30 protein-coding genes and 1 pseudogene are annotated in these 24,444 nt (G+C 37.2%); 23 read left to right on the forward strand and 8 right to left on the reverse strand.

Features of this window, described 5'->3' with window-relative positions; translation table 11 throughout:
- The coding region (locus tag ACWPW6_RS18680; RefSeq protein ID WP_336313791.1) for an IS1 family transposase at positions 1 to 96 on the reverse strand (96 nt) is incomplete at its 3' end.
- 401 nt (positions 97 to 497) lie between these two features.
- Positions 498 to 893 (reverse strand): annotated as a pseudogene (locus tag ACWPW6_RS18685) (helix-turn-helix domain-containing protein); the annotation flags it as partial.
- Positions 894 to 980: 87 nt separating this feature from the next.
- Here ACWPW6_RS18685 and tetC point away from each other — a divergent pair.
- The gene (gene tetC / locus ACWPW6_RS18690) at positions 981 to 1,574 is read left to right on the forward strand and encodes a tetracyline resistance-associated transcriptional repressor TetC (RefSeq protein ID WP_000428546.1); all 594 of its coding nucleotides are present in this window, start codon (positions 981 to 983) and stop codon (positions 1,572 to 1,574) included.
- A 112-nt stretch (positions 1,575 to 1,686) separates the two neighbouring features.
- Here tetC and tet(B) read toward each other — a convergent pair whose 3' ends face one another.
- A complete protein-coding gene (gene tet(B) / locus ACWPW6_RS18695) occupies positions 1,687 to 2,892 on the reverse strand; it encodes a tetracycline efflux MFS transporter Tet(B) (protein WP_001089072.1) in 1,206 nt (401 codons plus the stop codon).
- 81 nt (positions 2,893 to 2,973) lie between these two features.
- Between tet(B) and tetR(B) the strand changes: the two genes are divergently transcribed.
- Positions 2,974 to 3,597, forward strand: coding sequence for a tetracycline resistance transcriptional repressor TetR(B) (gene tetR(B) / locus ACWPW6_RS18700; RefSeq protein WP_000088605.1), 624 nt, complete (start codon positions 2,974 to 2,976; stop codon positions 3,595 to 3,597).
- Here tetR(B) and ACWPW6_RS18705 read toward each other — a convergent pair.
- On the reverse strand, positions 3,575 to 4,198 hold the full coding sequence (locus ACWPW6_RS18705; RefSeq protein WP_001280391.1) for an ArsR/SmtB family transcription factor: 624 nt from the start codon (positions 4,196 to 4,198) through the stop codon (positions 3,575 to 3,577). The genes tetR(B) and ACWPW6_RS18705 overlap by 23 nt on opposite strands.
- A 55-nt stretch (positions 4,199 to 4,253) precedes the next feature.
- Between ACWPW6_RS18705 and ACWPW6_RS18710 the strand changes: the two genes are divergently transcribed.
- The 11 genes from ACWPW6_RS18710 to ACWPW6_RS18760 all read left to right on the forward strand — a co-directional run bounded on the left by ACWPW6_RS18710 (position 4,254) and on the right by ACWPW6_RS18760 (position 14,334).
- On the forward strand, positions 4,254 to 4,613 hold the full coding sequence (locus ACWPW6_RS18710; RefSeq protein WP_110592900.1) for a hypothetical protein: 360 nt from the start codon (positions 4,254 to 4,256) through the stop codon (positions 4,611 to 4,613).
- Entirely contained in the window at positions 4,610 to 5,434 is an 825-nt protein-coding gene (locus tag ACWPW6_RS18715; protein WP_024008858.1) for a patatin-like phospholipase family protein, read from the forward strand. Before ACWPW6_RS18710 ends, ACWPW6_RS18715 begins: the two co-directional genes overlap by 4 nt.
- 37 nt (positions 5,435 to 5,471) lie before the next feature.
- Positions 5,472 to 6,698, forward strand: coding sequence for an MFS transporter (locus ACWPW6_RS18720; protein WP_024008859.1), 1,227 nt, complete (start codon positions 5,472 to 5,474; stop codon positions 6,696 to 6,698).
- A 355-nt stretch (positions 6,699 to 7,053) separates the two neighbouring features.
- A complete protein-coding gene (locus ACWPW6_RS18725) occupies positions 7,054 to 8,541 on the forward strand; it encodes a SulP family inorganic anion transporter (protein ID WP_024008860.1) in 1,488 nt (495 codons plus the stop codon).
- 10 nt (positions 8,542 to 8,551) lie between these two features.
- The gene (locus ACWPW6_RS18730; RefSeq protein WP_024008861.1) at positions 8,552 to 9,403 is read left to right on the forward strand and encodes a universal stress protein; all 852 of its coding nucleotides are present in this window, start codon (positions 8,552 to 8,554) and stop codon (positions 9,401 to 9,403) included.
- Positions 9,404 to 9,986: 583 nt separating this feature from the next.
- A complete protein-coding gene (gene umuC, locus ACWPW6_RS18735; RefSeq protein WP_159227769.1) occupies positions 9,987 to 11,054 on the forward strand; it encodes a translesion error-prone DNA polymerase V subunit UmuC in 1,068 nt (355 codons plus the stop codon).
- Between the two features lie 351 nt (positions 11,055 to 11,405).
- Positions 11,406 to 12,452, forward strand: coding sequence for a ParB/RepB/Spo0J family partition protein (locus ACWPW6_RS18740; protein WP_072070749.1), 1,047 nt, complete (start codon positions 11,406 to 11,408; stop codon positions 12,450 to 12,452).
- A gap of 2 nt (positions 12,453 to 12,454) precedes the next feature.
- On the forward strand, positions 12,455 to 12,799 hold the full coding sequence (locus ACWPW6_RS18745; protein ID WP_023159966.1) for a single-stranded DNA-binding protein: 345 nt from the start codon (positions 12,455 to 12,457) through the stop codon (positions 12,797 to 12,799).
- Positions 12,792 to 13,214 carry a hypothetical protein gene (locus tag ACWPW6_RS18750; protein ID WP_048821775.1) on the forward strand — a complete coding sequence of 141 codons (423 nt, stop codon included), beginning with the start codon at positions 12,792 to 12,794 and terminating at the stop codon, positions 13,212 to 13,214. Before ACWPW6_RS18745 ends, ACWPW6_RS18750 begins: the two co-directional genes overlap by 8 nt.
- A 9-nt stretch (positions 13,215 to 13,223) precedes the next feature.
- Positions 13,224 to 13,616 (forward strand): hypothetical protein, encoded by a 393-nt coding sequence (locus ACWPW6_RS18755; RefSeq protein ID WP_109910891.1) that lies wholly within the window; start codon positions 13,224 to 13,226, stop codon positions 13,614 to 13,616.
- 349 nt (positions 13,617 to 13,965) lie between these two features.
- On the forward strand, positions 13,966 to 14,334 hold the full coding sequence (locus ACWPW6_RS18760) for a hypothetical protein (RefSeq protein WP_109910890.1): 369 nt from the start codon (positions 13,966 to 13,968) through the stop codon (positions 14,332 to 14,334).
- A 97-nt stretch (positions 14,335 to 14,431) separates the two neighbouring features.
- On the opposite strand, the gene ACWPW6_RS18765 is transcribed toward ACWPW6_RS18760, so the two are convergent.
- The gene (locus ACWPW6_RS18765) at positions 14,432 to 14,659 is read right to left on the reverse strand and encodes a plasmid partition protein ParG (protein ID WP_096864993.1); all 228 of its coding nucleotides are present in this window, start codon (positions 14,657 to 14,659) and stop codon (positions 14,432 to 14,434) included.
- 100 nt (positions 14,660 to 14,759) lie between these two features.
- A complete protein-coding gene (locus ACWPW6_RS18770; protein ID WP_109910889.1) occupies positions 14,760 to 15,383 on the reverse strand; it encodes an AAA family ATPase in 624 nt (207 codons plus the stop codon).
- A gap of 269 nt (positions 15,384 to 15,652) precedes the next feature.
- On the opposite strand from ACWPW6_RS18770, the gene ACWPW6_RS18775 reads away from it, so the two are divergent.
- From ACWPW6_RS18775 to ACWPW6_RS18785, 3 genes are read left to right on the forward strand one after another with little or no spacing between them, the layout of a single operon-like run.
- On the forward strand, positions 15,653 to 15,898 hold the full coding sequence (locus tag ACWPW6_RS18775) for an AbrB/MazE/SpoVT family DNA-binding domain-containing protein (RefSeq protein WP_096864992.1): 246 nt from the start codon (positions 15,653 to 15,655) through the stop codon (positions 15,896 to 15,898).
- Positions 15,898 to 16,230, forward strand: coding sequence for an endoribonuclease MazF (gene mazF, locus ACWPW6_RS18780; protein WP_023159957.1), 333 nt, complete (start codon positions 15,898 to 15,900; stop codon positions 16,228 to 16,230). The genes ACWPW6_RS18775 and mazF overlap by 1 nt, the downstream gene beginning before the upstream one ends.
- Before the next feature lie 30 nt (positions 16,231 to 16,260).
- Positions 16,261 to 16,641 carry a hypothetical protein gene (locus ACWPW6_RS18785; protein ID WP_096864991.1) on the forward strand — a complete coding sequence of 127 codons (381 nt, stop codon included), beginning with the start codon at positions 16,261 to 16,263 and terminating at the stop codon, positions 16,639 to 16,641.
- 85 nt (positions 16,642 to 16,726) lie between these two features.
- Here the strand turns inward: ACWPW6_RS18785 and ACWPW6_RS18790 are convergent, their stop codons facing one another.
- A complete protein-coding gene (locus tag ACWPW6_RS18790) occupies positions 16,727 to 16,870 on the reverse strand; it encodes a Hok/Gef family protein (RefSeq protein ID WP_071547955.1) in 144 nt (47 codons plus the stop codon).
- Between the two features lie 364 nt (positions 16,871 to 17,234).
- Complete coding sequence (locus ACWPW6_RS18795) at positions 17,235 to 18,032, reverse strand: hypothetical protein (protein ID WP_048607643.1); 798 nt, start codon at positions 18,030 to 18,032, stop codon at positions 17,235 to 17,237.
- 402 nt (positions 18,033 to 18,434) lie between these two features.
- Between ACWPW6_RS18795 and ACWPW6_RS18800 the strand changes: the two genes are divergently transcribed.
- The 7 genes from ACWPW6_RS18800 to ACWPW6_RS18830 all read left to right on the forward strand — a co-directional run bounded on the left by ACWPW6_RS18800 (position 18,435) and on the right by ACWPW6_RS18830 (position 24,363).
- A complete protein-coding gene (locus tag ACWPW6_RS18800; RefSeq protein WP_172691636.1) occupies positions 18,435 to 19,391 on the forward strand; it encodes a tyrosine-type recombinase/integrase in 957 nt (318 codons plus the stop codon).
- A gap of 13 nt (positions 19,392 to 19,404) precedes the next feature.
- Positions 19,405 to 20,244 (forward strand): DUF4365 domain-containing protein, encoded by an 840-nt coding sequence (locus ACWPW6_RS18805; protein WP_094962566.1) that lies wholly within the window; start codon positions 19,405 to 19,407, stop codon positions 20,242 to 20,244.
- Between the two features lie 20 nt (positions 20,245 to 20,264).
- On the forward strand, positions 20,265 to 21,275 hold the full coding sequence (locus tag ACWPW6_RS18810; RefSeq protein ID WP_369101364.1) for a hypothetical protein: 1,011 nt from the start codon (positions 20,265 to 20,267) through the stop codon (positions 21,273 to 21,275).
- Positions 21,276 to 21,767: 492 nt separating this feature from the next.
- On the forward strand, positions 21,768 to 22,517 hold the full coding sequence (lepB, locus tag ACWPW6_RS18815; RefSeq protein WP_094962563.1) for a signal peptidase I: 750 nt from the start codon (positions 21,768 to 21,770) through the stop codon (positions 22,515 to 22,517).
- Entirely contained in the window at positions 22,501 to 22,854 is a 354-nt protein-coding gene (locus ACWPW6_RS18820; RefSeq protein WP_141240701.1) for a hypothetical protein, read from the forward strand. The genes lepB and ACWPW6_RS18820 overlap by 17 nt, the downstream gene beginning before the upstream one ends.
- Entirely contained in the window at positions 22,841 to 23,410 is a 570-nt protein-coding gene (locus tag ACWPW6_RS18825; RefSeq protein ID WP_094962561.1) for a DUF459 domain-containing protein, read from the forward strand. The genes ACWPW6_RS18820 and ACWPW6_RS18825 overlap by 14 nt, the downstream gene beginning before the upstream one ends.
- 65 nt (positions 23,411 to 23,475) lie before the next feature.
- Positions 23,476 to 24,363 (forward strand): restriction endonuclease, encoded by an 888-nt coding sequence (locus tag ACWPW6_RS18830; RefSeq protein WP_163939962.1) that lies wholly within the window; start codon positions 23,476 to 23,478, stop codon positions 24,361 to 24,363.
- Positions 24,364 to 24,444: the final 81 nt, after the last annotated feature.

Raw genomic sequence — 24,444 nt, forward strand, 5'->3', positions numbered from 1 at the left:
TCTGTTTGCCCGGTTATCCCTGGATAGCGCCTTGCCGGACCGCACCACCCCGTCAGTAGCTGAACAGGAGGGACAGCTGATAGAAACAGAAGCCACTGGAGCACCTCAAAAACACCATCATACACTAAATCAGTAAGTTGGCAGCATCACCCATGTCCGAAAGTAAGCAAAACCATTAACGGACAGCCGGATCATTTCGTACATCCCTTACGGTCAGGGGTTCGCGCTCAATGGAACGAAATCACCCGTTAGCTTAAAACGCTTAACGTAGGATAATTTCCTTTTTCCAAGCGGACCCGTCCCTCAGCCCCACCATGACGACTGAAGTGGCTGTAAACGCAGTACCTATCAATTTCAATATAAACAATGAACTAACGCTGTTAGCGTGGTTTTTTGCATCATTGGCCCTCAAACCCCTACTAGCTCAAAATTTATTCACACATGGTTACGCTTTGGGGAAATTATGAGGGGATCTCTCAGTGCATTGCCTCCAATTCCCATAATTTATTACGCCGATAATAACTTGGTGTAACCTTAAAAATGTACTTAAATCGACGTGTAAAAGATTGTTGGGAATCAAATTGATATTTTAATGCGATCTCAAGGATAGTTTTTTTCGTCAACCTCAACTCAACAGCCGCTTTCGTCAAACGACGAGCACGAATATAGCTAGCCAGTGTGACCCCTGTTACTTTTTTGAACAGCCGCTGAAAATACCACTTGGTATAACCCGCTTTATTCGCCACATCATCAAGCAGTAAAGACTGATCTAAATTATGTTCAATCCATAATAGAACATCTTTGATAACCGTTGTATGAAACTGCTTATCATCATATCTTAATTGGATGTTATTAGCTTTATTTTGATAGCGAGAATGCTGTTCAATATACATAAAATAACCTAAATGTTCTTAAGATTGTCACGACCACATCATCATGATACCATAAACATACTGACGGTATGTTATTTTAAATCTATCATGGAAAATAAAAATCATCAACAAGAAAATTTTAAGAGTACCTATCAATCACTGGTTAACTCAGCACGAATATTGTTTGTTGAAAAAGGCTATCAAGCTGTTTCAATAGATGAGATCTCGGGAAAAGCGTTGGTGACCAAAGGTGCCTTTTATCATCACTTTAAAAATAAAAAACAATTACTCAGTGCCTGTTATAAGCAGCAATTAATTATGATTGATGCCTACATCACAACAAAAACTGATTTAACAAATGGTTGGTCTGCCTTAGAAAGTATATTTGAACATTATCTTGATTATATTATTGATAATAATAAAAACCTTATCCCTATCCAAGAAGTGATGCCTATCATTGGTTGGAATGAACTTGAAAAAATTAGCCTTGAATACATTACTGGTAAGGTAAACGCCATTGTCAGCAAATTGATCCAAGAGAACCAACTTAAAGCTTATGATGATGATGTGCTTAAAAACTTACTCAATGGCTGGTTTATGCATATCGCAATACATGCGAAAAACCTAAAAGAGCTTGCCGATAAAAAAGGCCAATTTATTGCTATTTACCGCGGCTTTTTATTGAGCTTGAAAGATAAATAAAATAGATAGGTTTTATTTGAAGCTAAATCTTCTTTATCGTAAAAAATGCCCTCTTGGGTTATCAAGAGGGTCATTATATTTCGCGGAATAACATCATTTGGTGACGAAATAACTAAGCACTTGTCTCCTGTTTACTCCCCTGAGCTTGAGGGGTTAACATGAAGGTCATCGATAGCAGGATAATAATACAGTAAAACGCTAAACCAATAATCCAAATCCAGCCATCCCAAATTGGTAGTGAATGATTATAAATAACAGCAAACAGTAATGGGCCAATAACACCGGTTGCATTGGTAAGGCTCACCAATAATCCCTGTAAAGCACCTTGCTGATGACTCTTTGTTTGGATAGACATCACTCCCTGTAATGCAGGTAAAGCGATCCCACCACCAGCCAATAAAATTAAAACAGGGAAAACTAACCAACCTTCAGATATAAACGCTAAAAAGGCAAATGCACTACTATCTGCAATAAATCCGAGCAGTACTGCCGTTTTTTCGCCCCATTTAGTGGCTATTCTTCCTGCCACAAAGGCTTGGAATACTGAGTGTAAAAGACCAAGACCCGCTAATGAAAAGCCAACCATCATGCTATTCCATCCAAAACGATTTTCGGTAAATAGCACCCACACCGTTGCGGGAATTTGGCCTATCAATTGCGCTGAAAAATAAATAATCAACAAAATGGGCATCGTTTTAAATAAAGTGATGTATACCGAATTCGATTGCGTCTCAACCCCTACTTCGGTATCTGTATTATCACGTGTATTTTTGGTTTCACGGAACCAAAACATAACCACAAGGAAAGTGACAATATTTAGCAACGCAGCGATAAAAAAGGGACTATGCGGTGAAATCTCTCCTGCAAAACCACCAATAATAGGCCCCGCTATTAAACCAAGCCCAAAACTTGCCCCTAACCAACCGAACCACTTCACGCGTTGAGAAGCTGAGGTGGTATCGGCAATGACCGATGCCGCGACAGCCCCAGTAGCTCCTGTGATCCCTGAAAGCAAACGGCCTAAATACAGCATCCAAAGCGCACTTGAAAAAGCCAGCAATAAGTAATCCAGCGATGCGCCTATTAATGACAACAACAGCACTGGGCGCCGACCAAATCGGTCAGACATTTTTCCAAGCCAAGGAGCAAAGATAACCTGCATTAACGCATAAAGTGCAAGCAATACGCCAAAGTGGTTAGCGATATCTTCCGAAGCAATAAATTCACGTAATAACGTTGGCAAGACTGGCATGATAAGGCCAATCCCCATGGCATCGAGTAACGTAATTACCAATGCGATCTTTGTCGAACTATTCATTTCACTTTTCTCTATCACTGATAGGGAGTGGTAAAATAACTCTATCAATGATAGAGTGTCAACAAAAATTAGGAATTAATGATGTCTAGATTAGATAAAAGTAAAGTGATTAACAGCGCATTAGAGCTGCTTAATGAGGTCGGAATCGAAGGTTTAACAACCCGTAAACTCGCCCAGAAGCTAGGTGTAGAGCAGCCTACATTGTATTGGCATGTAAAAAATAAGCGGGCTTTGCTCGACGCCTTAGCCATTGAGATGTTAGATAGGCACCATACTCACTTTTGCCCTTTAGAAGGGGAAAGCTGGCAAGATTTTTTACGTAATAACGCTAAAAGTTTTAGATGTGCTTTACTAAGTCATCGCGATGGAGCAAAAGTACATTTAGGTACACGGCCTACAGAAAAACAGTATGAAACTCTCGAAAATCAATTAGCCTTTTTATGCCAACAAGGTTTTTCACTAGAGAATGCATTATATGCACTCAGCGCTGTGGGGCATTTTACTTTAGGTTGCGTATTGGAAGATCAAGAGCATCAAGTCGCTAAAGAAGAAAGGGAAACACCTACTACTGATAGTATGCCGCCATTATTACGACAAGCTATCGAATTATTTGATCACCAAGGTGCAGAGCCAGCCTTCTTATTCGGCCTTGAATTGATCATATGCGGATTAGAAAAACAACTTAAATGTGAAAGTGGGTCTTAAAAGCAGCATAACCTTTTTCCGTGATGGTAACTTCACGGTAACCAAGATGTCGAGTTAACCACCCTTTAGATTCATAAAGCGAAAATAATGCGGCTCCAACGTACCCACCTAAATGGAAACGGCGTTCACTCCAATCTAAACACGCACAACAGATTTTACGTGAATGTTTGGAAGGAACGTCAATTCCCATTTCATGAAAATATTGAATACCACTTAATGTGATCATTGAACCATTTTCAGTGATCCATTGCTGTTGACAAAGGGAATCATAGATCTTAACGGCAACTTCGCCAGCTAAATGATCATAGCAAGTACGTGCTTTTCGTAAATGCACTGGCGTGGAAACTTTGGCATGTACGCCATGGTTTAAGGAGATCCCCATCATACTTTCCATCAATTCAGCAATATCTTTTCCTGCTAGCCGAAAATAACGATGCTTGCCTTGAGCTACTACTGTGATTAGCTGGCAATCTAATAATTTAGATAAATGACTGCTCGCCGTTGAAGCTGATATATTCGCCACAGAACTTAGCTCAGTGGCCGTCCAAGCTCGCCCATCCATCAAAGCACTGAGTATTTTAACTCGTGAAATGTCAGACATAGCCGCCCCTATCGCGGCTATTGAGGACTCTTGCACGGTCGAAGAACGGCTAGAGATGCTATTTTCTAAGTTGAACGACTATCAATTTGTCATAAAAAAACCACATAATGATAACATTGAGTTTTATGAAAACGAATCCCCTCACATATTATCATTTGGTTTTGTAGGTATACATAGCAATGAATTAGTAAATATAAAATCTGGCAGTAATGAAATTATGCTGACTTATTATATTGGTACTAGTGGGATTGCAGCAGAAACACTACTTATTTACCAACTGCAAAATTATGGCTTTAACATTTCACTTGAACTTCAAAGATCACAAACTCGATTAGCTCATAATGAATTTTCATATTTATTTATCGAACCATTCTATGAAAAATTAAGCTTGTGTTCTAAGGAGATAGAAAAATGATAAAAAATAAAGCACTTGTGGTTGAAGGCGGAGCGATGAGAGGAATATTTGCAGCTGGAGTACTAGACGCACTAATGGCTCATAATTATTATGATTTTAATTTTTTTGTAGGTGTTTCTGCTGGTTCTACAAATCTTGTTGGTTATTTATCAAAGCAAGTTGGCCGTAGTGAAAAAATCATCAAAAAATATGCTACTAGCTCTGAATTCATTAATCTGAAACGTTATATTAAGGGGGGGCACTTGTGCGATGTCGGGTGGCTGTGGAGAAGCTCATATGACAATGAGCCGTTACATAGACCATTTTTCATGCCGCTTTGGGTAGTGACAACAAATATTACTACGGGGGAGCCCTGCTATTATCAAACTTCGAGTGATAATATTAACCATTCTGCGATCATGGCTTCTTGTGCTATTCCGTTAGTTTATCGTTATTATCCCATGGTTGATGGTATACCAATGACTGATGGAGGGATCGCTGATGCTATTCCTGTCAAGTTTGCTTATCAGCAAGGCGCAAGAGATATTACGGTGATATTATCTCAGCCCTTAGGCTATAGAAAAAAGAAGCCATATATTTTAAAGTGGATGAAATCATTAGAAAAAGAGTATCCTCAATTATATACTGCGATGCTTAAGCGTCATGAAATGTATAATCAAGCGTTAGACTTTATTCAAGCTCCTCCTAAAGATTGCAAAATTAATGTGATTGCCCCCCCACCTTCATTCCCTGTTTCTCGTTTTACTCGATCTAAAGGAAAACTAGAATTAGGGTATCGACAGGGATTGGAAAAAGGTATCTTATTTCTAGAAAACGTATGATTGTTGTTTTCCAATCAATTGATTATTGGAGTGATTTTTGAGTAGTTATTTTCGTTTTATGAGCCAAGAATGGCCGCTTTTAAGCTTTGGCTTTATTACTGTTTTTATCGGTAATATTGGCCAATCATTTTTTTTGAGTTGGTATGGCGCAGATATTCAACAATCACTTAACATTTCTGCTGAGGACTATGGTTTCATTTATGCCATTGCCACGTTGTGCAGTAGTGCCGTCATTTTTATGGTTGGCGGCCTTGTTGACCGTTGGGCTTTGCATAAAGTGGTTATTGTCGTGTCATTTTTACTTTGTGTTTCCTGTTTATTAATGGCGAACATTCAAACTGTGTGGATGTTATTTTTTGCATTTTGGGGACTGAGGCTCGCTGGACAAGGACTCTTTCCACATACCGCGCAAACAACCATGCTTCGAGTTTACACTCACCAAAGGGGGAAAGCGCTTAGCCTTTCTGCTAGCGGAGTTGCCTTCGGTGAAATGGTGCTTCCCATAATTTTAATGACGACTATCGCTTTGCTTGGTTGGAGGTGGAGTTGGTTGATGTTGGCATTGATAGTCATGATTATTTATTTACCAATGGCTTTAACTTTATTAAAAAAGTCGAATACATCTGATAAGAAAAAACCTTTGGAACCCAAAAGCACAAAAACACAAGAGCAAGGGCGTAGAGATGTCGTGAAAGATTGGCGATTTTGGTCGATTATTCCTGCCGTTTTATCCGCTCCATTTATTGTGACGGCCGTATTTATTCAACAAAATTACTTACTGGAACAAAAGGGATGGCCTGCAAGTTTATTAGCGAGTAGTTTCGTTGCATATGGTTTTTTACATTGGGCAAGTTCTATGGTCTCTGGCTCTTTGATTGATCGTTTTCAAGCTAAATCTTTATTACCATTTCTTCCATTACCTTTAATTGCCGGTTTATTAGTCTTAACGTTATTGGATAATTACTGGGCTGCACCTCTATTTATGTCCTTATTTGGTCTAGGCATTGGTAGTTCCAGTCCTGTTATTAGTGCATTATGGGTAGAGATTTATGGGACTCAGCATATTGGAGCAATCCGCTCTATGGTGACCTCAATGATGATCTTTTCTACAGCAGCTGCCCCATGGATATTTGGGATATTTATTGAAAAAGGCTGGACAGCTTCCACTCTATTTGGTTTGTTTAGCGGCCTAACTATGATCGGATTATTACTTCTTATACCTGCTTATCAGTCCTTTAAAGATAAACAGTGTCATAGTGACTAAAAGAGTGTTAAAGATTAATTCATCTAATGATGAAGTGAAAAACCGTTTCTTTTTTGTTCTTACCATATAGACCTTTTGTGATATTCGTGTAACAATTCACACATTATTAATTTTAAAAGGATTGTAAGTTGCATATTACGCCGCCTTAGGCTACCCACCTCTTTCTTCAAAATTGTCACCATTTTGCGTGACTATTATGCCGTTTGCCGGCAGGTACCTTAGTACCATTTATTCTATTAATTTCATTAAATACAATTTCAAAGCAGCATAGTGCGTTCACTAAATTATCTTAGGCTAAATCTGCCTATAGGATCTTGTGTGCATCGATGTCGCTTTCTTTTATGATAGGATTTTCATGTTAGAAAAAATAAAACTTGAATGGTTTTCGAATGTTCGTGGCGATTTGCTCGCGGGTATTGTTGTGGCTTTAGCTCTGATCCCAGAAGCTATTGCTTTTTCTATTATTGCAGGTGTTGACCCTAAAGTTGGTCTTTACGCTTCTTTTTGTATCACTTTCATTATCTCTATTGTGGGTGGCCGCCCCGGAATGATTTCGGCTGCAACGGGTGCGATGGCGTTACTTATGGTCACTTTGGTTAAAGACCACGGTTTAGAGTATTTGTTAGCGGCAACTATGTTAACAGGGGTATTCCAAATCATAGCCGGATATTTAAAACTCGGCAGCTTAATGCGTTTTGTATCACGCTCTGTCGTGACGGGGTTTGTTAATGCATTAGCAATTCTTATCTTTATGGCTCAATTGCCCGAGTTAACCAATGTAACTTGGCATGTTTACGCGATGACAGCAGCAGGGTTAGGAATTGTTTATTTATTCCCATATGTTCCTGCTATCGGTAAAGCGATCCCATCTCCTTTGATTTGCATCATCGTTTTGACAATTGTAGCAAGCGTCTCTGGAATGGATATACGAACTGTTGGTGATATGGGGCAACTTCCCGATACGCTGCCTATTTTCTTATGGCCAGAAGTTCCACTTAATCTTGAAACTTTATTCATTATTTTACCTTATTCATTGGGCCTCGCTATGGTTGGTCTGTTGGAATCAATGATGACCGCCACGATTGTGGATGACCTTACGGATACCAAAAGTAATCGTAATCAAGAGTGTAAGGGACAAGGTATTGCTAACATTGGTGCAGGCTTAATGGGCGGTATGGCTGGTTGTGCCATGATTGGCCAGTCAATTATTAATATTAAATCTGGCGGACGTGGACGATTATCCACCTTAAGCTCCGGTATTTATCTTATCATCATGGTAGTTTTTCTAGATGAATGGCTTAAGCAAATCCCGATGGCAGCGTTAGTTGCAGTAATGATTATGGTAGCAATTGGTACCTTTTCTTGGAGTTCAATTAGAGATCTTAAAAAGCACCCATTATCAACAAATATTGTGATGATAACGACCGTTGTTGTGGTTGTGGCAACGCATAACTTAGCAATTGGTGTTTTTGTCGGGGTGTTATTAGCGACGTTATTCTTTGCCAATAAAATTGGTCGTTTTATGGTGGTAAAAACAGAGTCACCAGTAGATGCAAGCCGAACTTATCAAGTTATGGGACAAGTCTTTTTTGCATCATCAGAGCAATTTATTGAATCATTTGATTTTAAAGAGGTGGTGAATAAAGTTGTGATTGATCTCACTCATGCTCACTTTTGGGATATTACTTCAGTATCATCACTTGATAAGGTGGTGATTAAATTCCGACGCGAAGGAACAGATGTTGAAATTATTGGGATGAGTGAAGCAACAGAAACCATCGTTGATAAGTTTGGTGTGCATAATGATCCTAAAGAAGTCGAAAAGCTCATGGCAGGCCACTAAGGAGAAAGTAATGAATAACGTAATTACCTGTATTGATGGCTCAATCTATGCTGATTCCACTTGCCGTGCTGGCATTTGGGCATCGAATAAATTGAATAAAAAATTGTTGTTGTTACACGCAATTGAGAAAACACCATCAACCCAAGCCGAAGATCTTAGTGGTGCTATTGGCTTAGGCGCTCGTTCATCTTTATTAACTGAAATGGCCAGTTTAGATGAACAAAAAAGCAAATTAGCCTTGGAGTTAGGTAAAGAGATGCTGGAACATGCTTCTCAATTAGCGCAAGCACAAGGTTGTCACACAATTGAAAAAATGCAACGACATAGCGGTATCGTTGAAGCCATTTATGATCTGGAAGAAGAGGCTCGTTTAATTGTGATTGGACGCTCTGGTGAAAGCCATGGTGATAATTTCAATGTGGTGGGCTCTCACATTGAGCAAATTATTCGTCAAGTTCATACTCCTGTTGTTATTGCCAATAAAGAGTTTGCAGCCCCTAAAAGTTTTATGTTGGCTTATGATGGGCGTGAAACCGCAGATAAAGCGGTGAAAACTATTATTGAAGGAGGCTTACTTCATGGTTTGACATGTCATCTTGTCAGTGTGAAAAACAATCAACCTAAACAACAAGAAAAGTTTCAGCAAACCGAAGCTATGCTGAAAGAGAATGGATTTGAAGTATGTTCGAGTTTATTGGAAGGCAATGTATTTAATTCATTGATGGAATATAAATCGAGTCATGATGTTGAAATGCTTGTGATGGGCGCATTTTCACGCTCTAAGCTGGCACAGGTTTTCCTTGGCAGTAATACACTTAAAATGATGGAAAGTACTCAACTACCAATGGTAATTCTTCGCTAAGAAATTTTATTGGTTGTACTATTAGTCCAGCACAATTGAGTGCTGGTCTTTTTTGTCAAATTAAGTGTGATATACCTTATCCCTCCTTAATTCTGGTTCAGAAAATCTTTCCACAGAAGTTTCTGTGCGTTTATTGATGACTCAAGTATCAATGAACAACATGTAAAAATCCGAAGTGCAGTGACACTATTTGCCCCTCAATATCAAGAGTACTTGGTTAAAACGAAAAGGCTAACTCGCAACTCTTGGAATGATCCTGTAATGGCTGCTCTATAAGTTACTGGGTATCAAATGTTTGAGTCTAGTACAGTGAAAGTTGCACGCAGGGTTCTCAAGAAGACGGCTTTTAATAACAAATGTCGTCCACCCGACAAAGTGAATTGTGTTGGTGCTGAGTGAAGATTGTACATTCGATCCCTCGGTACTAAACTTAGTACATCTTAGTAATCCAATTGGTAAAAATTAGACATGTTGATGAATACTTACTATTAAAAATAGACAGCTGATTAAGCTCGGTGATTTTTTTAATATTAGATACTATCAACCTATGAAAGGTAATGGTTAATCGCTTACTTATCTATCTTTGACAGGAATTCTTAGCCAACTGTACGTACTTTATGCTGACATCAGCAACCGAGTCATGGACACACTATCTGATTTTGCCCCAAGAGTAGAAACGTATAGTATCGACGAGCAGTATCTAGATATGACCGGCATGTCTAGAAACTTTCCATTAGAAGATTACGGTCGCAAGATACAACAACGAATTTTGCAGATAGCTCATGTACCGGTCGGTGTTGGTTTTGCTCAAACTAAAACACTGGCTAAACTGGCAAACCATGCTGCTAAAACATGGACCAAAACAGGCGGTGTAGTCGATTTGAGTGCTACTTCACGCCAGAAACGGCTCATGTCCCTTGTGCCTGTTAATGAAGTATGGGGTGTGGGTAGAAAAATAAGTAACCGGCTAAATGCTATGGGGATAGTTACAGCGCTTGATTTGGCTAGGGCTGAAACAACCATGATCCGTAAAACATTCGGTGTGGTTGTAGAACGCACTGTGAGAGAGCTGAACGGTGAATCTTGCATCGAGCTTGAAGAAGTAGCAAAAACTAAAGAGCAAATCATTTGTTCACGTTCATTTGGAAAAAAAATTGAGCTCTATGAGCATATGCATCAGGCTATCTGCGAGTATTCAGAGAGAGCAGCAGAGAAACTTCGAGCTGAAAAACGAGTCTGTTCCTTTGTTTCTGTTTTTATCCAAACCAGCCATTACGCCAGCGGACCTCAATACTACAACCACCGTTCTGAACGGTTAGAATATCCAAGTGCTGATACAAGAGACATTATCAATGCAGCAGTGCGTCTGTTAAAGACCATCTGGAAATCGGGAGTTAAATATCACAAAGCTGGCATCATGCTCACTGATTTTTCTGATCCATCAGTTACTCAACTTAATTTATTTTCTGATAGTAAACCCTACAAAGGAAGTGAACAATTGATGAAAACCTTGGACCAGATAAATAATCGAGGTGTTAGCAAAATATGGTTCGCTGGAAAGGGAATGGACACAAACTGGCGCATGAAGCGAGAAATGCTTTCACCGGCATACACTACGAGAATTTCAGATCTTCCCGTAGTGAAGATTTAGAGGAAATCCACCAGCGTATTCAGCAGGATTCACCGCAATCCTACAATTGCTTCAACCAGTATACCTAAATTGAGAACGTCTTTCGTTTAGAATTATATTCATATTTCTGAACATTATTAAGATAATGAAACAATCATTATCAATTTATGATTGTTGCGATATGTCATTGATATGATTATCTTTAACACTTTTACCCTCTGGAGTTGTTCGCCTTTAACTAATTGATAGCAATGCACATAAATCGAAATGATGCCGTTTTCCTTATGTAACTAAGGAAAATAGAAAATCCTGTGTGATAGCCTTACGTCGAATAAAAATAATACCTAGTTACACAATGACAAGGCGAGGACTATGAATACTAACGCAGCAATTTCAACGAATAGCAGTCAACAAAATTCGAATATGAGCAAGGTACTTCTCAATGACCTACCCTACCCTACTCTGAAGAAAAATACTGAAGCGCACAATATCTCAACATTACGCAAAATGTCTGATGCCTTTGAGGAAAAGGTGTGTTCGCGTGGTGATATTTATCGCGTTAACGTTGAGTTACTGTACGTACAGGAAGGTTTCAATCTTCGGGAGATTGATACTGAACATGCTGGACGAATCAAGAATTCGTATGTATCAGGTGTTTATGTTCCACCTATCGTTGTGAAAGTTATAACGGTTGATAATCTGCCACGCTTACAGATTATTGATGGACACCACAGATATTGCGCTCTACGCATGGCAATGGAAGAAGGATGCACGATTAAAGGCGTATACGTCACGGAGTTCTCAGGCAGTCAGCAACTTGAGATCGTCAATATGCTGACATCTTCAGAAGGAAAACCTTTAGCTCCGTTAGAAAAAGCTGATGGTTTCCATCGTTTACTTAGTATGGGATGGGAAAAAAAGGAAATTGCACGATATACGAACACAAGTGTTGTTACGATCAACAGATTATTACGCTTGTTCCGAGCAGATTACAGAATCACTGATCTTGTCAGAAAGAACCTGATTACTTCAGATTTAGCCATAGAAATACTGCTTGAGTGTGAAGAAACTAATCAAGAGGCATATGATGTGATCATTGCAGGATTGCAGAAGGCGACTGACAGCGGCAAAAATAAAGTCACACGGAAATTTGTACCTTCAGCGAAGAAAGTACCTTTTTCAAAAAAAGAAATACATTCCGTGTTTTCACAATTAAGTGAAATCCGCACAACAATTCACGACAAAGTTGCTGATATTCAAGAAAATGATGAAACAGTGACTGTCGAAATGCCGGTAACAATTGTGACCCTGCTTAATGATGTTCTTCAGAAGTTTGCGAATGATGAATCCGCCGCATCTAATGATGATGAGAACGAACCGAGCAAAACCGAATCCAACACTGAAGCTATTCAGGCTTAACTATGGAATTACTTAACAAGGTGCAACTGATCGCACGATTAGGTTCGTCCCCGAAAGATAATCTGAAGTATTCAGAACGTAACGGTGAGGCAATGACCTACTTCTCTGTTGCAATTAACCGGCATGACTCGAAAGGAAACCCGATAACAGATTGGTTTAACATTAGTGCATACGGAAAAATAGCAGAAATAGCAGCTAATTTTGGTCAGAAAGGACAACTTGTTTACATCGAAGCAAGGCTACAACCGACTAATAATTCCTGTTCTATAATAATGAATTACCAGACAGGTGTGTTTAGAGTATTACCTAATAGTAAAAATACAAATGCAGGAGAGCAGAATGGCTAAGGCAGACCAAATTTCAAATTGTAACGTTCAAAATCCTAATTATGTGATGGCAGAAATGAAACGAGATCAAACAGTTCTAAACTATGCCCTATTTAAAGCGCGTGAGAAGCTACACGAGCTCAAACACCTAATGAATACGTCACAGTGCAGTGAAAGTGAAATTTTGCGCTATAACGGGGTTTTGGAGATGCTGGATAGCATATTTTCATCAGATGAAAAGGAACGTCAGAACTTATATCACTCTATGATCATGTCTGGTGTACAAATCATGTCCGGTAAGTTAAGTGGTGAGAATAGACAAGCCGTATTAGAAGCAACGACACCAGATCAGTTGGATGAGGTTTTAAAAGCCTCGGAAAATGAGGTATGGACTGAGTTGCAACTGCTATGTGAACAGCAGAACAACCTAAACTAAGAATCCAAAATGAAACTGACAATATCCTTGCCTTTCATTCTGATAACTACGCTGATCTCAGTGCCAGCGTTGGGTAATAGTTATTCTGCAATGGAAGGGATTGAAGGACAGCGATATTCTGATTTAGAGAAATACAAAGCCAACTGTCCAGCTTGTATGAGTGTTGTACAAAACATTAAAGATATCCGCTATCGGGCATGTGCACAATCAGTCACGGCAGATGATGTGATAATTAGGGACCCATTATATGGCTATTTGAATAGTTTGAAATTCATGTTGAATGATGATGCTTATAAACAGGTATTGACAATCATTGGTCATGAGAAGGATTGTTCTAATAGTATGAATTGGCTAGAAAAGGCTAATTCAAAGATCGAGCCACAGCTAAACAAGACATATTGACGGCTATGTGCTGCGCTTTGTACCTCTATTTTTCTGCCCTGCCAAAATGACAGCCAAAAAAAAACGCCACAATGTGGCGTTATAACCCTAGTGTTGGTACTTATTATAATCATATAACGTATGGCAAAACTAATTATACACATAAACACCCATGTGTATATGTGTTAATGTGTATTTGTGTATTTGTGTGTGATTCGTCACATATACACATATGTGTTAATGTGTGTACGCACATATAAAAATATTTTAGGCTTTATAGGTAATCAATCTAAAATCTAAGTGAAGAATTAAATCACAGGTACAATAATAAAAAGCAAAAACACTACCAGTTAAAGTAGAGGACCGGAGCATGTTTGTTTTTAATGAAGAAACGTTCCAACGGAACCCCAGTAATCCATGTCCAGATAATGAATTCAATAGTGACGTGATTGATTTTATAAAGGAAATAAGAAAGTTTTATCCTGAGTTAGAACATTGGAGCAATACCGGTGTACTGTTTGCTTGGGAAGGATATCTGCAAGATGTATACGCGGTCGGTTGGACTGAATTGGTACGCAAGAGAGAGAACGGCTTTCTCGCATACTGCTACATATCGCAGTTACGACCATGCTTTGATTTTGGTGGAACAGGGACATACAACACTGAAGTTTGGGATCTTGGAGAGCAAGAGCCGTGGAAAAAACAACTATTGCCAAAACTACCAGATTGGCTCGAATAATTGAGCATGAGGCACTTTTGTTTTGAATGTTACCTAGTGAAATTGAGATAAAAGTACAATAAAAAGGGATGAAATATCATCCCTATAAAACCACTACCTATTCATTTTCCTTTAGCCACTGATGAACATAATCTGATATTACATCTTTCATTGTGGTGTTTCGTTTGACACATGCAGCTTTGAATCGAATTTGAGTATCTTCGTCAAGATCTACATTAATGCGTTTGGTTTTTGTACTTTTATCAAGAATTTTATCTAAGTCTCTGTTTTCACCGAATTTCATTTTCTGTGAATTTGCTGATTCGTTAACTTTTTTAAGTGCCATAAAGTATCTCTTTTAATTTCAAAACACATATGCGCTTATGTGTTTTAGCGCACACGTGTAGATACACGTTCGTGTTAATGTGTTAATGTGTGAATACACATTATGACTCAAAAATAGTCAAAATTTCTCTGGTTAGTATTTCTATCTCGCCTTTTGCATTTCCATCATTAGTTTCAAAAATACTCTTACCATCTAGAATAGATTTGATATAGCTCTGCCGTTGAGAAATAGCTGTTTTGAAAGAAGGCAAGCCAGTATCTTTGAGGTTGTCTTTTAATACTTGCAACATAGTTGTTTGGTCAATTTTACGAGTAATCAGAAATCTAGCTTCTACTTTACGGCTGTATGCTTGAGCTTCGAGGACCGATGTAACACTACCGGCTGCGGAAAAATCAAGAGGGCTTGGCGAGACTGGAATTATAACTAGATCACTAACCATAACTGCTGCTGATGTAATGACAGAAAGTGAACCAGCTCCATCTACAATGACAAAATCATAATCACTTAGATCTTTACGGATGCTATAAACGTCTTTCTCACTGGCGGCGGTGAAAACATCATAATCACAGTTCCCTTCTTTAGACCAGTTAGATAGGCTCATTTGAGGATCTGTATCTACAACTGCTAATAAATAACCTGCTTTCTGCATAGCAGTAGCAACATTTATGACGGTGGTTGTTTTTCCAGAGCCGCCTTTCGGATTTAAAAAAGAAATTACTTTCACTGGAAAACCTCATATGTTTGTTTGTGTTTTTTTCATTATCTAAGGAAGCCAAAAAATAATCAATGTGTATTTGTGTTAATGTGTATTTAAGCAAAAACACATTAAATTATAAGAAAAACATACCTGACCTGTGAAATCAGTTAGTTACACACGCGATAATGTGTTTATGTGTTTATGTGTTTAGTCACATTAACACAATCAACAATGTTGATACATTTAAATTAGAGTGCTACTATTAAAACTCGGACGTTGAATTGTAGAGGTGATAAATGGCTCAGGTCACAGTAAAAAAATGGGGCAATAGCCCGTCTGTACGGCTTCCTGTTGCAATCATGCAAAAAGCGGCACTTAGCGTTGATGATACGGTTGAAATAGCGGTAGAAGAAGGTCGTATCATCATTACGCCAGTTAAAGCAGTAGAATACTCATTAGAAAATTTGTTAGCCGGTATCACGCCGGAGAATATTCATGAGAAAGTAGACTTCGGAGCTCGAACAGGTAAGGAATTAATTTAATGGTATCTCGATACGTTCCTGATTCTGGCGATTTGATTTGGATTGACTTTGATCCAGTTGAAGGACATGAGCAGGGCGGTCATCGTCCAGCAGTTGTCCTCAGCCCATTTGCATACAATAATAAAGTAGGGCTCTTATTATGCGTACCATGTACAACTAAGGGCAAAGGCTATCCATTTGAATGCGAACTCTCGAACGAAAGAGACAGCTACGCATTAGCGGATCAAGTTACATGTGTTGACTGGAGAGCTCGTAAGGTTACTAAAAAGGGCAAAGTGGAGGCATCAGAACTGGCAGAGATAAAAGCTAAAGCAAAGGCGTTAATAGGTTAGATATAATAATTATAAGGGTTATGGGATAGAATGGAAAATGAAACACTACACACAGCAACAGGTAATCAAACTCCTTTAGATAATGCTATATCATCATTAAGCTCTATTTTAGATGTTATTTTCACAGTAAATGATTATGTTTTGTTTTTTATAATTTTAATAATGATTTTCGCTAAATCGAAATCAAGACTATTCAAATTGGCATTTGGTTATTCTGGTATATCAGTTGTATTTTTACTCTCTAGCTATTTTATCAGGGATGATTTACTGTTTGATATTAATAATACACCGCGATTCGGATTATTAATGATCAATATAGGCATGATTACAACAGCATTATATTTAATATACTGGCTTATCTATCTATTCAACGAAAGTGGTATGATTGATAGCAAAAAGAGTGAACCATAGCTAACCGAAAAAGGGTGCTTGTATCACCAATCCTTCGTAATCTATAAAAGAGAAAATGTGGGGGTTTCCCCCCACAAGAGCAACATTACTTATCACAAGATAGCGTAGCTTGAACCACTGTGCCTCCGCTTGTGAAATTTAGTGAACATAAGCGATCACGCATTAACAATGAGAAGCACAGAACTGTGATGCACACAGCAATCAGCCCAATCAGGGCAAATTTGCTCATTTCTCTTGACTCCTTGAGTAAAAGGAGACAGAATCAAATTGCGAAGTTTGTAGACTGCCTCGAATTAAGGGTTATACCTGATTCGGGGCTTTCGTCTTTTTGGCTCGTATCAATGCTCGAACCAAAATGATTCAAGCACCCAAAACGATATTAGCAGATTATTATTAATTGCAATACTATTTATTATTAATAATATTTGTTTGTTTTTATGATATTTCTTTAAGTATTTTAATATAAATGGCTCATACTAACTTGAATTGAATAATATCAATTATATATTTAAATATTCTATGAAATCACCATATATTAGTGGTGGGTATAATTTTATTTACACCCACATGTTATTAATACCTTTCAATAAACCTTAATAGCTACCTTTGTAGCAAGTAGAGATGAATTGTAATTCTCCGTTATTAGATATTTTTGAGTGTAGCACATCAATGCTATATTTAATCATAAAATCTGAAATCTCTTTTGTACAAAAGCTATTCTTCCATTTAGATATTCTTGATATGTTTTGTTCAAAAGCAAACGCATCAACATCTGCATTTTTAAGAGAGAGTAACTTTTTATCTGTGGTATCAAAATTTAGCATATAAGTATTAACCGGACTAGACATCGTTTGTGTAACACCAATATATTTAACATCCCACGCATTAGTTTTATTGAATGAATTGGTTATGTACTCATCTAGCCAGATGTTTATCTTATCCATTTCATCCTTAGATGTTTCCTTCTTGTCAATAAAATCATTTCTACTAAATATATATGTTTTTAAGGTTTCTCCGTTAACAACATCTCTTATAGTTAGCACATTGTTTGCCGTAGAGAAAAATATCTGTGGTTCAGACAGATCAGCACCATACCAACGAGCATTGGGTAAGTTTTCGTCAAAGAAACTTAGTCTGTTTGTTGACTCTTTTCTACACAGATATGAAAAGAGTTTACCATCTTGGCTTCTTATGTATCTAATTCTACTGATATTATTTGAAATTTCCGTCGATTGCATTATATCTATATCACGATCATATATGGTAGATAATCCTGCTTTACAAATTTCTGATAGTGAAAATGACATTTGACTTTCAGCGGAAATCGCATTTTGGATATGTGTGATACTCAATGATAAGACTGCAAATAAAATTAATTTATTGGCTTTCACATTTTTTCCTTTATTTTTACTATAAATTAGCACTTATAGAATTATAAAAATTTATAATTATAGCTACATGGTAGCTATTCAATTGATTCTGATATTACCAAAAAAAGGAAATCACTAATCAGTGTATTAAACCTACTTTCTACCCACAAATTCATAATACAAGTTACATTATGGATTTTAATCATCAATAATGTGCAATATATCACCGAGTATTGTTATATTTGCAATAATATCTATGTTTTAACTTTTGGATGATAAATCCTTGTGTTACTCTTTACTCGGTTAAATATACGTTTAATGTAGTAACTTTTTTTATTTTATGATTTATGGTTAATGATGCTATTTGATGCACCAGAATTCACCACAATTTTCACACCAATTTTCAGCACCAAGGAGGCACTGATGGGAGAGTTAATTTTACGTGACACCGTAACAGATATTGTTGATGTAAATAACATGACGAAAAACACCAACAATCCAGCAACCAGCTACTTGCTACGGCTCCGTTCCAAACAAAGTCAAAAGACAATGCGATCCTGTCTAGTGTCAGTGGTGAAATTGTTTCGTGCTATGGACCCGTTTACTTTCGATTGGTCAATCATGGATCGAGATGCCGTTCAATTGGTACTTCAGAAATTAATACTGGAGAAAAAGACCCCAAATAGTATCAACTTGATATTGAGTGCCATTAAAGGGGTGGCTGAAGAAGCCAGAGCATCACGAGTCATAGATAGTGATACATATCAGGATATTAGAAGCATACGCCGGATTCGTGGGAACCGTATTGGTCGAGGGCGTTCACTGAGTAGTAGTGAAATAACGCACATTTATCAGCATCTTGATAGCATAAATACCGCAGTCTCGGTACGTGATGCAGCGATTGTATCATTAATGCTTGGCTGTGGTTTGCGCCGTGCTGAAGTCACTTTGTTGGATATGGAAGATATCAATTTTGATAATTACTCCATTAAAATCATGGGTAAAGGAAACAAAGAAAGAACTAACTTCATGCCAAGTGACACGCTCCGTCGTATTCGCTTATGGATAGAAACTGTAAGAGGGGATCATACCGGTGCAGTTTTTACCCGCATACGTAAAAATGATGATGTAACTTGCGATAGAATAACAACCGATGGTTTACGGTATATTATTGATAAATTGGTGAAAGATTCAGACTCAGATTCATTTACACCGCATGATTGCCGACGAACCTATGCCACTAAGTTGTTAGAACTAGGTGAGGACCTACTTACTGTCAGAGAAGCTATGGGACACAGTAGTGTCGCTACTACACAGCGATATGATAAACGAGGTGTAACACGCTTAGAGGCTGCTGCACGTAATCTGCAATATTATTAGAGATATAACACAAATGAGATCACAATCGCATTTTGTAGAAACTGAAGCTATAAAGATAGTCCACAATCAGATACCCAGTAAAAATTGGGTGTTACGTTCCATTGGTGAAAGAGATTACGGCTCAGATTTCATGATTGAGCTTTTTGATAATAAAGAATCAACTGGTGATTGTTTTTTTGTACAATCCAAAGGCACTGAAAAAACATTTACAGAAGATGTAAAAATCAGCTTTCCTGTTAACACTATAAAATATGCAATGCTATTTAACGTACCATTTTTTTTGTTTTATACGTCTATCACTTCAAAGCAAACAAAATTTATTTGGTTACAAAAATATACTAACTTAGTGCTTAATGAAAAAAATTGGGAAGATAAAAAGTCAATAACAATCTATTTTCCAGAAGAAAATGACCTCTCTAAAAATAGAGAAAAAATAATCAAATTACTTGCAAATAGCCGTGCAGTTAATGATTTTATATCATTTAAGCATACAATCGAAAATTTGAAATTTTGGGGTGAAATGGTCATATATAACAATGATTATTATCATGGCAGTAAATGCATAGAATTATGTCACAAAATCAATGACATGAAAAATGTAATTTTATATGCATCTGAACTATATGTTGATGATAGTTGCCCTTTTGAAATGAGAACTCAGTATCAGAAACTTAGAATTAATAAAATGATTTCCACATTTAATAAATTCATTAAATATAAAAAAACAACAAATAAAAAGATTAACTTTATTAAAAAACAATTTGAAATATTAGATTGCATTTGTAATGACATTATTTCTTCATCAGAATTAGAAAGATGGGGTTATGAGTCTGAAGCCTTAATTCCATTTTAATTTATTTTGAGATAATTATAATGAGAAATTTAACCACATGGACTTGTTCCGAAATAACAAAGTTGATTGGGACTATTGACGAACCATTCTTCATTGAAAAAATATGCAAATTTACCGGACGTAGTGTAAATGATGTCCTCTCTAAATTGTTGCACATGGGATTGTGTGAAATAAACTATAAGGATAATAAGATATCTACGGCTAGGAATACAAATTTAAACCATCTCATTCCTTATTCATCATTTATTCCTAAATTATTAGAACTTGGTTGGATATATGAGTTATTAAATAGGGAGGAATCTCTTAAAGCCCCCAAGTGGTGGGTAAATAATGATCAGTTCCCTATAAGTAACACTATCGAATTGAATCGTAATGAAACAGTATGGGTTAATGAGGAAATTCATACAGTTATCTCCATGATACAAAACAAGATGAACCTAAGCTCAATCGCAAATAAAATACATAGAAATCAATCATCTATTACCGCAATGTTAATAGATCTTGGTATTTTAGAATGCATTGATAAACAAGAAATCTTTTTGTCTGAAGTTAATGAATTGAAACTTTCAAAGTATACATTTAATAATGCGCTTGTTCTTATTAATCATGGATGGGTTGTTACCAACAATAATTTATCTGCGCCTAATTGGTGGCTTGAAAATAACAAGGATAATAAGAATGTTCATAATAGCCACTACGATGAAAGGAAAGAAATAACCGGTAATGATAGCAGACAATTGTATATGTTTATTAAATCAGAATTAGAGGGCATACTAAACACTATTCATGAAAATAAGCGTATCGAAGAATTGTCAGATGTAACGTATTTAGGTTATACACTTGCAGATTTAACGACCTACATTGGTATTACTTCAGTTAAGGTAGCAGGGCTGGTCACAAAGAACAATAAAACCCACATGAGCTATTTTATGGATAAACCTTATAATATAAAGAAAATGTTGATTAACTTTGGTTGGAAAGTTTCAGATGATTCATTAGCAGCTCCTGAATGGTGGTCTAATGAAGAATAAATACATCTCTTTCATTCAAATTATTTTTTTTACCGTTGCTTGTGTATATCCAGCGTATTTATTAATACGCAGAAAAAACATAATTGATATTTCCATGTTAATATTTATTGTATTAATTGCAGTAATTGGAGATTTTATTGAGTGCATAACATTAATTGAATTATCTAAGATGTTAGCATCATTCTTTCTTATTGCAATTTATGTGAATTGCTACCGCAGCTATTTTAAGTACTCTAAAAGTAATATTGATTTAATTAGTTTTAAAGCAGTAGATAATAAGATGGGGTATCTTGTTTTTTCCAGTGAAACTATATGTTATTTCTTGCCTTTAAAAATAAGTAGCCACTTTAATATGTTATGGTTTTATGGATATTTGAAAGCCATAACCATGCACCTTCAAAATAGAAAGTGATACTTTTAAGACTGTTTACTAAGAAAAAAGATACCATATAACGGGTACATTGCCTTTTTAATTTCTGAAGGCTGAAGCTCATGAACTTCATAAGTACCCTTATTCTTGCACTTATCCTACGAATTCTTTACCTCATATATCGAAAACGTAAGCCTAGTTTTTATACTGTTAGCTTGGTAATAATATCAGTTATTGTGTGGTCCGTTAAATCCTACCTATTGGACTATTACATTATCCCAACATCCTCTATGGCACCGACATTAAAAGCCGGTGATCTCATTTTTGCAAAGCCGGTTGACACGCAAAAAGAGCAATTGATGCGTGGAGATATCGTGATTTTCCGAGCTCCTGCATTCCCTTCATTCATTTATGTAAAACGCATAATCGGATTGGCTGGCGATACTATCACTTATGCCGATGATAAGTCAGTCCAGATCAACGGAAGGATGATCGGGCAGCTAAACCATCATAATGACCATACGAGTACCTATCAGGCGCTTCAGGAACGTAATGCGCAACAATATGAGTACGTCATTGATAACCGTAAACCATTCGTTAAGCCAATTTATACACAATGGGTAATCCCTGATGGATATGTTTTTGTTCTTGGCGATAACAGGGATCACTCATGGGATTCACGGTTTTTTGAAAATGCAGTTGGAACTCCAAGGCATTTGCGAGGGCTTGTTAAAAAGGAACTTTTGATAAGCCGGTATTTAGCCACGGCTTTTACACTTGAGTTTATGAAAAGCGATTTTGATATAGGGGAGAATAGCTTAAAAGTAATTTCTGAAGCTCAAACGGCAGAGGGGAATGATGGGGATAAATAGAAGCTGTATCGCATTAGTTTGCTTTTTCTTGTCATCTTGTGGTTCTACCACAGGGGCGATCACTACACACGAGCATCTTGTGACGCAAGCCACACAAGATAAGCATGTCAGTTCAGGTGGCTTCGACAGAGTAGCTGATACCTATGTACTGGCAAGAGAGATTACTGGTCTTGAATCCAACGAAATAAAGCAACTCTATGAGGTGAAGGGGAGTGACAACACATTAATAAAAATTGATATGGCATCTATACCATGCTCGATATTGCTTAAAAAGAACACAAGTCAAAGTAGTGAGATTTGGCTTATAACTGATATGGGTTGCAATGAATATTTATAAAATCTCAGTAATCAGCTCCCTTTTATTTTCTTCTTTGTCATACAGCAAACCTATTTTTATAGGAGATTCACTTACCTATGAGATAGCTAAAGGGTACAGCACAATCCAAGCTGTTGATGCTCGATACAAAGTAGGTAGCGGATTATCCACAAAGAATATCCTTGATTGGCAGAGATACGCAGAGCAATTCAGTTTTGAAGAATACGATACCGTTTATGTGATTCTCGGTACTAACGACCATGTTCAAATATCAGAAAAAGAAAAGTACACCTCTAAAGTTCGGCATTTTATCCAAACCATAAAAGCCAGAAACCAAAATGTAATCTGGTTACTTCCTCCAACCCTTAAAGACACCGCCAAAAACAGACTATTAGATAACACTCGGCAAGCCATAATGACGGCTTCGCAGATAGAGGGGATCACCACCGTAGATACACGAACGGTTCTTGGTGAAACATACAAGGATGTCATAGATGGGACAACAGTTCGCACAAAGGATGGAATACATATCACTCCAAACGGAGCCTTACTTACCGTGACACAGCTACTATTTTAGTAAATTGGAATGTTGTAATGAGAAGAAAGCGTAGATTTAAGAAACGAAATCCCTATGTAACTAATATGAATATTGCATTTATATTCTATATGACCACTCTGGTATTTCTTAGATTTGATTCTATTGCGAGAGTTTTAACTTTAGTAATACCTTTATTTGCTGTTTATATATTGTCACCTAGCAGCAAAATATTGAGGTTACACAAGAGAAAGAAACCTGAATGGGCTTCAGTGGGAATCAAAAGAAATGCCCCTCTATTAAACCCTCAAGTTGCATTAGTGATAATTGCTGTTACCACAATAACTGTATTTTTTCTTCGTTATGACCATGTAATAACAACGAAAATCATACAACTGATATGGGGAGATATAAAAACAGCATATGCTGATATTTTCGGGAAAAGCAGTGCGAATAAATTATTCTCTCTGAGGAATATCCCAGTTTGTACATATTATACATTCCATATATTACGTTCATGCGTTGCATTTCTGCTCGTGGCTTATTCAGCAAGTGTCTATTTTCGTTATAAACAACAAACTATGTTTAAAAAGGTACTTTTTAATGCCACCTATCATGAAGATGCATTGCAATTTATCCGAGAATTATCATGGCGAGAATTTGAGGAATTTATAAGAGAGTTATTCAACAGCCTTGGGTACAGAGCTACTGTCACTAATTATGGTCCAGATGGTGGGAAAGATATCATTATGGAACGTGATGGAATCAAAGTTTTCGCTCAATGCAAACACTGGAAATCTGACAATGTAGGTGTTGCTATCGCCCGTGAAATGGTTGGTGTACTAGAAGCAGAACCCGAATTTAAGCATGTATTTCTAGTCACATCAGGTAAGTTTTCTAACGATGCAGTTCTATACAGTCACAGAACATCTGACCGTCTGACACTCATGGACGGAAAAATGATAGCCGATAAATTATTGCTGTTAAGAAAGTAATCCGCTTTTAGAACCTTTGCGCCCTATTCGTAGGGCGTAATTCTATAACATATATCAGATACACGTAACACAGATTATTGA

Source organism: Providencia sp. Marseille-Q8014 (genome assembly GCF_965112055.1).

Coding starts and splice junctions, on each gene's coding strand:
- ACWPW6_RS18755 (WP_109910891.1), top strand. CDS start 13,224: ATGAAACTGACAATATCCTTGCCTTTCATTCTGATAACTACGCTGATC.
- ACWPW6_RS18775 (WP_096864992.1), top strand. CDS start 15,653: ATGGCTCAGGTCACAGTAAAAAAATGGGGCAATAGCCCGTCTGTACGG.
- ACWPW6_RS18805 (WP_094962566.1), top strand. CDS start 19,405: ATGAGATCACAATCGCATTTTGTAGAAACTGAAGCTATAAAGATAGTC.
- mazF (WP_023159957.1), top strand. CDS start 15,898: ATGGTATCTCGATACGTTCCTGATTCTGGCGATTTGATTTGGATTGAC.
- ACWPW6_RS18785 (WP_096864991.1), top strand. CDS start 16,261: ATGGAAAATGAAACACTACACACAGCAACAGGTAATCAAACTCCTTTA.
- ACWPW6_RS18705 (WP_001280391.1), bottom strand. CDS start 4,198: ATGTCTGACATTTCACGAGTTAAAATACTCAGTGCTTTGATGGATGGG.
- ACWPW6_RS18810 (WP_369101364.1), top strand. CDS start 20,265: ATGAGAAATTTAACCACATGGACTTGTTCCGAAATAACAAAGTTGATT.
- ACWPW6_RS18710 (WP_110592900.1), top strand. CDS start 4,254: ATGCTATTTTCTAAGTTGAACGACTATCAATTTGTCATAAAAAAACCA.
- tetC (WP_000428546.1), top strand. CDS start 981: ATGGAAAATAAAAATCATCAACAAGAAAATTTTAAGAGTACCTATCAA.
- ACWPW6_RS18830 (WP_163939962.1), top strand. CDS start 23,476: ATGAATATTGCATTTATATTCTATATGACCACTCTGGTATTTCTTAGA.
- ACWPW6_RS18760 (WP_109910890.1), top strand. CDS start 13,966: ATGTTTGTTTTTAATGAAGAAACGTTCCAACGGAACCCCAGTAATCCA.
- ACWPW6_RS18765 (WP_096864993.1), bottom strand. CDS start 14,659: ATGGCACTTAAAAAAGTTAACGAATCAGCAAATTCACAGAAAATGAAA.
- ACWPW6_RS18800 (WP_172691636.1), top strand. CDS start 18,435: ATGGGAGAGTTAATTTTACGTGACACCGTAACAGATATTGTTGATGTA.
- ACWPW6_RS18715 (WP_024008858.1), top strand. CDS start 4,610: ATGATAAAAAATAAAGCACTTGTGGTTGAAGGCGGAGCGATGAGAGGA.
- ACWPW6_RS18750 (WP_048821775.1), top strand. CDS start 12,792: ATGGCTAAGGCAGACCAAATTTCAAATTGTAACGTTCAAAATCCTAAT.
- ACWPW6_RS18790 (WP_071547955.1), bottom strand. CDS start 16,870: ATGAGCAAATTTGCCCTGATTGGGCTGATTGCTGTGTGCATCACAGTT.
- ACWPW6_RS18730 (WP_024008861.1), top strand. CDS start 8,552: ATGAATAACGTAATTACCTGTATTGATGGCTCAATCTATGCTGATTCC.
- ACWPW6_RS18725 (WP_024008860.1), top strand. CDS start 7,054: ATGTTAGAAAAAATAAAACTTGAATGGTTTTCGAATGTTCGTGGCGAT.
- ACWPW6_RS18740 (WP_072070749.1), top strand. CDS start 11,406: ATGAATACTAACGCAGCAATTTCAACGAATAGCAGTCAACAAAATTCG.
- ACWPW6_RS18825 (WP_094962561.1), top strand. CDS start 22,841: ATGAATATTTATAAAATCTCAGTAATCAGCTCCCTTTTATTTTCTTCT.
- ACWPW6_RS18820 (WP_141240701.1), top strand. CDS start 22,501: ATGATGGGGATAAATAGAAGCTGTATCGCATTAGTTTGCTTTTTCTTG.
- lepB (WP_094962563.1), top strand. CDS start 21,768: ATGAACTTCATAAGTACCCTTATTCTTGCACTTATCCTACGAATTCTT.
- ACWPW6_RS18745 (WP_023159966.1), top strand. CDS start 12,455: ATGGAATTACTTAACAAGGTGCAACTGATCGCACGATTAGGTTCGTCC.